This is a genomic window from Modestobacter sp. KNN46-3 (assembly GCF_011039295.1).
In genome coordinates this window covers 1-8,797 of sequence record NZ_JAAKGN010000177.1, presented here as the reverse complement: position 1 = coordinate 8,797, position 8,797 = coordinate 1, and the positions used below count along the sequence as shown (strand labels likewise).

The 8,797-nt window shown below is 71.7% G+C and carries 10 protein-coding genes; 8 read left to right on the top strand and 2 right to left on the bottom strand.

Going from position 1 to position 8,797, the window contains the following annotated elements; translation table 11 throughout:
• Positions 1-522, top strand: a 522-nt coding sequence (locus G5C62_RS23360; RefSeq protein WP_164702882.1) for an EAL domain-containing protein, incomplete at its 5' end; no start/stop codon positions are given.
• Positions 523-553: 31 nt separating this feature from the next.
• On the opposite strand, the gene G5C62_RS23355 is transcribed toward G5C62_RS23360, so the two are convergent.
• Positions 554-868: a DUF6343 family protein gene (locus tag G5C62_RS23355; RefSeq protein ID WP_197058519.1), complete on the bottom strand. Its 315-nt coding sequence runs from the start codon at positions 866-868 to the stop codon at positions 554-556.
• Between the two features lie 45 nt (positions 869-913).
• Between G5C62_RS23355 and prfB the strand changes: the two genes are divergently transcribed.
• The 7 genes from prfB (at position 914) to G5C62_RS23320 (ending at position 7,218) form a co-directional block, all read left to right on the top strand.
• Complete coding sequence (gene prfB, locus G5C62_RS23350; protein WP_164702881.1) at positions 914-2,026, top strand: peptide chain release factor 2; 1,113 nt, start codon at positions 914-916, stop codon at positions 2,024-2,026.
• A gap of 175 nt (positions 2,027-2,201) precedes the next feature.
• Complete coding sequence (gene ftsE, locus G5C62_RS23345; protein WP_036333362.1) at positions 2,202-2,891, top strand: cell division ATP-binding protein FtsE; 690 nt, start codon at positions 2,202-2,204, stop codon at positions 2,889-2,891.
• A 57-nt stretch (positions 2,892-2,948) separates the two neighbouring features.
• Complete coding sequence (gene ftsX / locus G5C62_RS23340; protein WP_164702880.1) at positions 2,949-3,833, top strand: permease-like cell division protein FtsX; 885 nt, start codon at positions 2,949-2,951, stop codon at positions 3,831-3,833.
• Between the two features lie 83 nt (positions 3,834-3,916).
• Positions 3,917-4,393 (top strand): SsrA-binding protein SmpB, encoded by a 477-nt coding sequence (gene smpB, locus G5C62_RS23335; RefSeq protein WP_036333358.1) that lies wholly within the window; start codon positions 3,917-3,919, stop codon positions 4,391-4,393.
• Between the two features lie 4 nt (positions 4,394-4,397).
• Positions 4,398-5,318: an NADP-dependent oxidoreductase gene (locus G5C62_RS23330; RefSeq protein ID WP_164702879.1), complete on the top strand. Its 921-nt coding sequence runs from the start codon at positions 4,398-4,400 to the stop codon at positions 5,316-5,318.
• The gene (locus G5C62_RS23325; protein ID WP_164702878.1) at positions 5,318-6,211 is read left to right on the top strand and encodes an amidohydrolase family protein; all 894 of its coding nucleotides are present in this window, start codon (positions 5,318-5,320) and stop codon (positions 6,209-6,211) included. Before G5C62_RS23330 ends, G5C62_RS23325 begins: the two co-directional genes overlap by 1 nt.
• A gap of 11 nt (positions 6,212-6,222) precedes the next feature.
• Positions 6,223-7,218 (top strand): GNAT family N-acetyltransferase, encoded by a 996-nt coding sequence (locus G5C62_RS23320; RefSeq protein WP_164702877.1) that lies wholly within the window; start codon positions 6,223-6,225, stop codon positions 7,216-7,218.
• 47 nt (positions 7,219-7,265) lie between these two features.
• Here G5C62_RS23320 and G5C62_RS23315 read toward each other — a convergent pair whose 3' ends face one another.
• A complete protein-coding gene (locus G5C62_RS23315; RefSeq protein ID WP_241176084.1) occupies positions 7,266-8,741 on the bottom strand; it encodes an MFS transporter in 1,476 nt (491 codons plus the stop codon).
• Positions 8,742-8,797 lie beyond the last annotated feature (56 nt).

Sequence of the window (8,797 nt, the reverse complement as noted above, 5' to 3'; positions counted from 1 at the left end):
AGCGCCGCGCACTTCGCCACCGGCACCCTCGTCGCCGACGTCCACGACGCGCTGGAGGCCGCCGGGCTCGCCCCCGAGCGCCTGGTGCTGGAGCTCACCGAGACCAGCGTCGCGGAGGACCCGCTCCGGGCCGCGGCCCAGTTCGCCCAGCTCCGCGTCACCGGGGTCGAGGTGTCCATCGACGACTTCGGCAGCGGCTTCTCCTCGCTGAGCCAGCTGGTGTCCATCCCGGCCGGCGTCCTCAAGCTGGACCGCAGCCTGATCGCCGGCATCGAGGTGCGGCGCAGCGAGTCCGCGGCGGCGATCGCCGCCGTGGTCGGGCTGGCCGCCGCCTGCGGCATGCGCAGCCTCGCCGAGGGGGTGGAGACCGCCGGTCAGCTGGAGCTCGTCACCGAGCTGGGCTGCACCCACGCGCAGGGCTTCCACATCGCCCGGCCCATGCCGGCCGCCGAGGTGGCCGACTGGCTGGCCATCCGACGCGCTGCCCGGCGCGCCCGGCGCACGCGCCTGCAGACCGCCTGACCCGCCCGGCGGCCGGTGCGGGCGACCGGGCTCAGCCCGGTTCGCCGCGCAGTTTGCGGCGGGCCACGACCATCAGGTCGACCAGCGCGATGACCGCCAGCACGGCCAGCGCGATCGGGAAGACCAGCGGGACCTCGGCGAGGAACGTCAGCACCGCGAACACCGCGCAGATCACCAGACCGAAGGTCGCCAGCACCAGCCGCAGGGTCAGCGCACTGCGGGCTGTGTCGGCGCCGCCTTCCGGGTACCTGGGTTGTGACTCGGGGATCCCGTGCGGGAACTGGTCTCGTTCGTACTCGGTGAGGTCGTCGGGGGTGCGCCGGTCGTCCGGCGGTGACGTGCTCATGCCGCCGGAGGTACCCGGTGCCGCGGCGCACTACCCTGGATCGACGTGGCCGCTGACTTCTCCGTCGTCCTGGACGAACTCGACACGACCTTGAAGTCCATCGAGGCCGTGATGCGGGTCGATGACCTGCGTCGGGAGGTGGCCGAGCTCGAGCAGAAGGCCTCCGCACCCGACCTCTGGAACGACGTCGAGGCCGCCCAGGCGGTGACCTCGCGACTGTCCTACCTGCAGGGCGACCTGCGCCGGGTGGAGGAGCTGCGCAGCCGGCTCGACGACGTCGGGCTGCTGCACGAGATGGCGGCCGAGGAGGGCGACGAGGCCACCACCGCGGAGACCGAGCGGGAGCTGGCGAGCATCCGCACCGTGCTCGACGAGCTCGAGGTGCGCACGCTGCTCTCCGGGGAGTACGACGAGCGCGAGGCGCTGGTCACCATCCGCTCGGAGGCCGGGGGAGTGGACGCCGCCGACTTCGCCGAGATGCTGATGCGGATGTACCTGCGCTGGGCCGAGCGGCACCGGTACCCCACCGAGGTCTACGACGTCTCCTACGCCGAGGAGGCCGGGATCAAGTCGGCCACCTTCGCCGTCAAGCAGCCCTACGCCTACGGCACCCTCTCCGTCGAGCAGGGCACCCACCGGCTGGTGCGGATCTCCCCGTTCGACAACCAGGGCCGCCGGCAGACCTCCTTCGCCGGCGTCGAGGTGCTGCCGGTCGTCGAGCAGACCGACCACGTCGACATCCCGGAGAACGAGATCCGGGTCGACGTCTTCCGCTCCTCCGGCCCGGGTGGGCAGAGCGTGAACACCACCGACTCCGCGGTCCGGATGACCCACATCCCGACCGGCATCGTCGTCTCCTGCCAGAACGAGAAGTCGCAGATCCAGAACCGGGCGGCTGCCCTGCGGGTGCTGCAGGCCCGGCTGCTGGTGGTCCGCAAGCAGGAGGAGCGGGCCCAGATGGACGCGCTCAAGGGCGAGGGCAGCAGCTGGGGCAACCAGATGCGCTCCTACGTCCTGCACCCGTACCAGATGGTCAAGGACCTGCGGACCGAGGTCGAGACCGGCAACCCGAGCAACGTGCTCGACGGGGAGATCGACGCCTTCATCGAGGCCGGGATCCGGTGGCGCCGGCAGCAGGAGACGGCAGCGCAGGACTAGGCGGCCGCAGTCGGGCCCGGGAGAGACCGGCCACAGCCGAGCCCGGCCCGGTGGCACGCAGGGTGACCGTCACCGCCGGCCCGGCCGCCCGTTGCTCACTGTCCGTCCACGAGGTCGCGGGACGCGCCGGGCGAACGGATCATCCGCCGGCGCCGGGCAGGTACCGTGGCCCCTCGTGATCGAATTGCAACACGTCTCCAAGATCTACCCGACCAGTCCTCGGCCGGCTCTGGACGACGTCTCGATGCAGATCGACAAGGGGGAGTTCGTCTTCCTCATCGGTTCCTCGGGTTCGGGCAAGTCGACCTTCCTGCGGCTGCTGCTGAAGGAGGACAGCCCCACCAAGGGCGTCATCACGGTCAACGACAAGAACCTGAACACGATGAGCAAGTGGCAGGTGCCCAAGCTCCGCCGCACGATGGGCTGCGTCTTCCAGGACTTCCGGCTGCTGCGCAACAAGACGGTCGCCGAGAACGTCGCCTTCGCCCTCGAGGTGATCAACAAGCCCCAGCGCACGATCAAGCGGGTCGTGCCCGAGGTGCTGGAGATGGTCGGCCTGGACGGCAAGGAGAACCGGCTGCCCAGCGAGCTCTCCGGTGGTGAGCAGCAGCGGGTGGCGATCGCCCGGGCGTTCGTGAACCGGCCGCTGGTGCTGCTGGCCGACGAGCCCACCGGCAACCTGGACCCGGAGACGAGCCAGGACATCATGCTGCTGCTGGAGCGGATCAACCGCACCGGCACCACCGTGGTCATGGCCACGCACGACTACCACATCGTCGACTCGATGCGGCGCCGTGTGATCGAGCTGAACGACGGCGTCGTCAGCCGCGACCAGAGCCGCGGCGTCTACGGCGTGGGTCGTTGAGGTGCGGGTCGCTGACCAGCCGATGACCGCCGGACCGCAGAACACGACAGGGAACTGATGCGCGTCAACTTCGTCCTCTCCGAGGTGGCTGCCGGGCTGCGTCGGAACCTGACCATGACGGTCGCGATGATCCTGACCACCGGGATCTCGCTGGGCCTCATGGGCACCGGCCTGCTGATCGCCAACATGATCGGCGACATGCGCGAGATCTACTACGACAAGATCCAGGTCTCGATCTACCTCGCCGACGACGTCACCGACGAGCAACGCGACTCGATCGCCGCGCAGCTGGACGCCTCGCCGGAGGTGCAGGACTACATCTACGAGACCCGTGCCGAGGCCTACCAGCGCTTCACCCAGCAGTTCCAGGAGCAGCCGGCGCTGATCGCCAACACCCCTGAGGACGCGCTGCCGGAGAGCTTCCGGGTCGAGCTGGTCAACCCCGAGCGGTACCCGGTCATCGCCGAGCAGTTCCCCAACGGGGAGGCCGGCGTGGACGAGGTCCGCGACGAGGGCGACTTCCTGGACCGGCTGTTCAGCCTGCTCAACGGCGCGCGCAACGGGACGCTCGCGGTGGCCCTCGTGCAAGCGCTGGCCGCGTTGCTGCTGATCTCCAACACGATCCAGCTCGCGGCCTTCAACAGACGCAACGAGACGAACATCATGCGACTGGTCGGCGCCTCCCGCTGGTACACCCAGCTGCCGTTCATCCTCGAGGCGGCGCTCGCCGGTCTGATCGGCGCGCTGCTGGCCATCGGCGGTCTGGTGCTGACCAAGATCCTGTTCGTCGACAAGACGCTCGCCGGGCCGATCAAGGCGGGCATCATCCCGCCGGTCGACTGGTCGGCGATCATCGCGATCTCCCCGATCATCGCCGCCGCCGGGGTGGGCCTGGCCGCCGTCGCCGCGTACGTGACGCTACGGCTCTACGTCCGCCTGTAGCGCTCGCCGCCCGTCGGTCATGGCGCCTGCCCCGTGAGGGTCAGGCGCCATGATCGGTTGCGGCCCCTGGGTAACCTGGCCCCATGCCGCGGGAACAGGGGCGCAAGTTCATCGCCCAGAACAAGAAGGCGCGGCACGACTACTCGATCCTGGACACCTACGAGGTGGGCCTGGTGCTCACCGGCACCGAGGTGAAGAGCCTGCGTGCCGGCCGCGCCTCCCTCGTCGACGGCTTCGCCACCGTCGACGACGGTGAGGTGTGGCTGCAGCACGTGCACATCCCCGAGTACACCGAGGGGACGTGGACCAACCACACCCCGCGCCGCAAGCGCAAGATCCTCATGCACCGCGCCGAGATCGAGAAGCTGATCGGCAAGACCAAGGAGGGCGGGCTGACGCTCGTCCCGCTGGACCTGTACTTCAAGGACGGCAAGGTCAAGGCCACCCTCGCGCTGGCCAAGGGCAAGCGGAGCTACGACAAGCGCCAGGACCTGGCCGAGCGTGACTCCCGCCGGGAGATGGAACGCGCCTTCGGCCGCTACGTGAAGGGACGGCGCTGACCTCATGCGTGGCATCGCCTACGACCGGTTCGGTGACGAGTCGGTCCTGCAGTTGCGCGACGACCTGCCCGAGCCCCCGGTGGGGCCGGACACGGTGCTGGTCCGCACCCGCGCGGCCGGGGTCAACCCGGTGGACATGGGCATCCGGGAGGGCGGCCTGGCCGGTTACTTCCCGCACCACTTCCCGATCGTGCCGGGCTGGGACCTGGCCGGTGTCGTGGAGCGGGTCGGGCCGGCGGTGGTCGACTTCGCCCCCGGTGACGAGGTCTTCGGCTACCTGCGCCGGGACGACGTCCAATGGGGTACGACGGCCGAGCTCGTGCCCGCCCCGCAGCGGTGCATCGCGCACAAGCCCGACTCGCTCGGGTTCACCGAGGCCGCCGCCCTGCCGCTGGCCGGGCTGACCGCCTACCAGGCGCTCACCGAGGCGCTCGACGTCGGCGAGGGCGACCGGGTGCTGGTGCACCGGGCCGCCGGCGGCGTCGGCTTCTTCGCCGTGCAGATCGCCGCGGCGCTCGGCGCGCACGTCATCGGCACCGCCAGCCCGCGCAACCACGGCTTCCTGCGCGATGCCGGCGCCGCCGAGGTGCTCGACTACAACGCCGGCCCGATCTCCGCCCAGCTGTCCGAGCCGGTCGACGCCGTCCTGGACCTGGTCGGCGGGCCGGCGCTCGGCGACGCCCCCGACCAGGTGCGCGACCCGAAGCGGATCGCCAGCGTCGTCGACCCGGCGGTGCTCGACCTCGGCGGCCGGTACGTCTTCGTGCGTCCGGAGCGGCACGACCTGGAGGAGCTCGGCCGGATGGCCGACGCCGGGCAGCTGCGGGTGGCGATCGCCAAGGCGTTCCCGCTGGCGCAGACCGCCGACGCCCAGCGGCTGGTGGCCGAGGGGCACGTGCGCGGCAAGGTCGTCGTCACGATCTGATGTCCGTGCCCCCGCCCGTCGACGACGCCGACGTCCCGAGGTACTGGCGGGAGCTGGGGCTGCCCGGGCTGGTCGACGTGCACGTGCACTTCCTCCCCGCGCGGGTGCAGGCGAAGGTGTGGCAGTACTTCGCCGAGGCGGAGACGCACTACGGGGCGCCGTGGCCGGTCACCTACGCGTTGCCGGTCGAGGAGCGGCTGGCGGTGCTGGCGGCGCTCGGCGTCCGCGCCTTCCCGACGCTGCCCTACCCGCACCGGCCGGGGATGGCCGCCTGGCTGAACGACGAGGCCGCCGCGTTCGCGGCCGAGCACCCGGCCGTGCTGCAGTCGGCCACGTTCTTCCCCGAGCCCGCGGCGGCGGCCTACGTCGCCGAGGCGCTGGACGCCGGCGCCCGGGTGTTCAAGGTGCACGTGCAGGTCGGCTCGTTCGACCCGCGCGATCCGCTGCTGGACGCCGTGTGGGCCCGGCTGGCCGAGACGGGCACGCCGGTGGTCATCCACTGCGGCTCCGGGCCGCTGCGCGGTGAGCACACCGGCCCGGCGCCGATGGCCGGCCTGCTGGAGCGCCACCCGCGGCTCCAGTTGGTGATCGCGCACCTGGGGATGCCGGAGTACGCGGCGTTCCTGGACCTCGCCGAGCAGTACGAGCGGGTGCACCTGGACACCACGATGTTCGCCACCGACTTCACCGAGCGGCTGATGCCCTTCGACCGGGCGCTGCTGCCCCGGCTGGCCGCGCTGCGGGACAAGGTGGTGCTCGGCAGCGACTTCCCGGCCATCCCGTACCCCTACGCCCACCAGCTGGCCGCGCTGCACCGTCTGGACCTGGGGGAGGAGTGGCTGCGGGCGGTCCTCTGGCGCAACGGTGCACGGCTGTTCGGGGTCACCGCTTAACCTCGACCACCGTGGACTCTGCACCGCTCGCCCTGCCCGACGGCTTCTCCGCCCGCCCGATCCGCCCCGACGACGCCGTTGCCGTCGCCGAACTGCTCGCCGTGGCCGAGGCGGTCGACGACACCGGGCTGCACGAGTCCCCCGAGGACCTCACCGGGCTGTGGGTCAGCGAGCTGGTCGACCTGGAGCGGGACACTCGGCTGGTGAGCACCGTCGACGGCACCGTCGTCGGCTACGCCACCACGATCGCCCCGCCCACGTTCCGGGACGCCTACGGCGTGCACCTGCAGGGGCGGGTGCTGCCGGAGTGGCGGGGCCATGGCATCGGCCGGGCGCTGCTCGCCTGGCAGCTGGCGCGGGGCGCGGAGCTGCACGCCGACCGGCACCCGGAGTCACCGGCCCGGCTGACCGCCACCGTGTACACGACGATGCCCTCGCTGGAGGCGCTGGTGCGCCGGGCCGGGCTGGAGGCGGTCCGCTGGTTCTTCCACATGGAGCGCCCGCTCACCGACCTGCCGCCGCGGCGCCGGCTCGACGGCATCGACCTGGTGCCGTTCACCTGGGACCGCGACGAGGAGGTGCGGCTGGCGCACAACGCCGCCTTCACCGAGCACTACGGCTCCAGCGAGCGCGACGTCGCCTCCTGGCAGGTCATGTTCACCGGCATGCGGACCTTCCGCCCGGACCTGTCGGTGCTGGCCGTCGAGGACGGCGAGGTGCTCGGCTACGCGCTGGCCTACGTCTCCGAGGCGACCGCCGCGGCCAGCGGCTCCCGGGAGAGCTACTTCGGCCAGATCGGCGTCCTCCCGGGCGCCCGAGGCCGGGGTGTCTCCAAGGCCGTGATCATCGAGGCGATGCACGCCGCCGCGGCGCAGGACTGCCAGACCTCCGGGCTGGAGGTCGACAGCGAGAACGTCACCGGCGCGCTGGGGCTGTACGAGAGCCTCGGCTTCGCCACCGCCCGCACCCAGGTCTCCTGGTCCCGGCGGCTGGACCCGCTCAGCTGACGCACCGGAGGGGCCGACGCCGCGACGTCGGCCCCTCCGTGGCGGGGTCAGGCCGCCAGCACCATCTCGGCGGGCAGGTCGTCCTTCTTGGCCCGGATCAGCACGATGCTGATGACCAACGCGACCGCCAGGAACACCGCGGCCCAGATGAAGGCCACGTGGTACCCCTGCACGAAGGCGGCGCCCGGCGCGGCACCCGGGTTGTCGACGAGGTACCCGGTGACCGCCGAGGCGTAGAAGGTGTTCAGCAGGGCCAGGCCGAGCGAGCCACCGACCTGCTGGCTGGTGTTGAGCACGGCCGAGGCGATCCCCGTGTCGTGGCTCTCCACCCCGACCAGCGCCGTGCTGGACGCCGGGACGAACACCGCCGCCATGCCGAGGCTGATCGCCAGCAGGGCCGGCAGCACCTCGGTGACGTACGAACTGGTCTCGCCGATCCGGGTCAGCCAGAGCATGCCCAGCGCAGCCAGCACCAGCCCACCGATGATCAGCGGTCGCGGCCCGATCCGGGGGAGCACCTGGGAGACGATGCCGGCGCCCACGATGATCCCGCCGCTGAAGGGCAGGAAGGCGAAGCCGGAGTCCAGCGGGCTGTACCCCAGGGTCTGCTGGAAGTAGAAGGTCAGGAACAGGAAGATCGCGAAGATCCCGGCCCCCACCAGCAGGAAGACCAGGTACGAGCCGCCCCGGTTGCGGTCCAGGACCACGCGCAGCGGCAGCAGCGGGTGGCTGGCCCGCTGCTCGTAGAGCACGAAGGTCACCAGCAGGACGGCGGCGGCGGCCAGCAGGGTCAGGGTGACCGGGTCGGTCCAGCCCACGCCCTCCTCGGCGGCCTTGCTGAAGCCGTAGACCAGGCTGACCAGGCCGGCGGCCGACAGCAGCACGCCCGGCACGTCGTAGCGACGATCGCCGGCGGCGCGGCTCTCCTTCACCAGGCCGATCGCGAAGACGGCGGTGGCCAGGGCGATCGGCACGTTGACGCCCAGCGTCCAGCGCCACGAGGCGTACTCGGTCAGCACGCCGCCGAGGATCAGGCCGATCGCGGCCCCACCGCCGGAGATGGCGCCGAAGACGCCGAAGGCGCGGGCCCGCTCCTTGGGGTCGGTGAAGGTGACCGCCAGCAGCGACAGCGCGGCCGGTGCGAGCAGCGCCGCGAACGCACCCTGCAGGCCACGGGCGGCGAACAGCAGCTCCTGGTTCGGGGCCAGGCCGCCCAGTGCGGAGGCGCCGGCGAAGCCGATCAGGCCGATCAGGAAGGCGCGCTTGCGGCCGGTGAAGTCGGCGATCCGCCCGCCCAGCAGCAGCAGCCCGCCGAAGGCGAGCGTGTAGGCGGTGACCACCCACTGGATGTTCGCCGCGCTGATGCCCAGGTCCAGGCCGGCGTCGGGGAGGGCGATGTTCACGATCGAGGCGTCCAGCACGACCATCAGCTGGCCGACGGCGATGACGGCGAGGGCCAGCCAGCGCCGGGGGTCGGGGCCGTCGGCGTCCGGTTCGGGCAGGGCGAGCGGTGCAGAGTCCACGGTGGTCGAGGTTAAGCGGTGACCCCGAACAGCCGTGCACCGTTGCGCCAGAGGAC